The sequence below is a fragment of the Streptomyces sp. FH025 genome (genome assembly GCF_017427025.1).
Lineage (GTDB): Bacteria > Actinomycetota > Actinomycetes > Streptomycetales > Streptomycetaceae > Kitasatospora.
The window spans coordinates 1-1,108 of sequence record NZ_JAFLNG010001215.1 but is presented as its reverse complement, the minus strand read 5'-3'; the positions used below and the strand labels follow the sequence as shown (position 1 = coordinate 1,108).

The window sequence follows — 1,108 nt, the reverse complement described above, 5'->3', positions numbered from 1 at the left end:
GTGTGGAGAAGCTGATGAATTCGACCCCCGTCTCTGACGGCGGCCTGCTTCCGGTTGGGGTCATCGGGCTCGGTGACATCGCGCAGAAGGCGTACCTGCCGGTTCTGTGCGGGGGGTTGCCGGGGCTGGATGTCCGGTTGATGACCCGGGACGGGGCGAAGCTGGACCGGCTGGGGGAGTCGTACCGGATCGGCGCCGAGCGGCGGTTCACCGATCTCGGGGAGCTGATCGGGAGTGGGATCCGGGCGGCGTTCGTCCATGCCGCGACCAGCCAGCACGTGCCGATCGTGGAGCAGTTGCTGACGGCGGGCGTGGACGTGTACGTGGACAAGCCGCTCGACTACACCCTGGACGGCGCCCAGCGGCTGGTGCAGCTGGCCGACCGGACCGGCCGCTCGCTGATGGTCGGGTTCAACCGGCGCCACGCTCCCGGCTACGCGCAGGCGCTGGAGCGTCCGCGCGACCTGATCGTGCTGCAGAAGAACCGCGAGGGCCTGCCCGAGGCGGCCCGCACGCTGGTCTTCGACGACTTCATCCACGTGGTGGACACGCTGCGCTTCCTCGCCCCCGGCGAGATCGAGCACGTGGACGTCCGGGCCCGGACCAGGAACGGGCTGGTCGAGCACGTGGTGCTCACGCTCGGCGGGGAGGGCTTCACCGCGCTGGGCGTCATGAACCGGGTCTCCGGATCGACCGAGGAGGTGCTGGAGGTCTCCGGCGGCGACTCCAAGCGCGAGGTGCGCAACCTGGCCGAGGTGGTCGACCACCGCGGCCAGCCCACCGTCCGCCGGCGAGGTGACTGGGTGTCGGTGGCCCGCCAGCGCGGCATCGAGCCGTGCGTGCTCGCCTTCCTGGACGCCGCCCGCACCGGCCGGAGGATCGACGCCCACGACGCGCTGCGCACCCACGAGCTGTGCGAGCTGATCGTGGAGCGGATCGGGGAAGCCTGAGGGGCCTCCCCGGAAAGCTGGGAGAAACCTGGGAATTGATCGAACGGCAGGTGATGGGCCGGGTGCCGGGAGTTCATTGACGAGGTCTTGTCGGGGCATTTTCTACGCGCGTATCTTGAGGGCGCCGCGGGAGACGGGAGTCCGTCTCCCGCTTTCTC

At 70.0% G+C, this 1,108-nt stretch carries 1 protein-coding gene; it reads left to right on the top strand.

Annotated elements, in window-relative coordinates; all coding sequences use genetic code 11:
- Positions 1-14: 14 nt before the first annotated feature.
- On the top strand, positions 15-950 hold the full coding sequence (locus J0670_RS38505; RefSeq protein ID WP_207817416.1) for a Gfo/Idh/MocA family protein: 936 nt from the start codon (positions 15-17) through the stop codon (positions 948-950).
- Positions 951-1,108 lie beyond the last annotated feature (158 nt).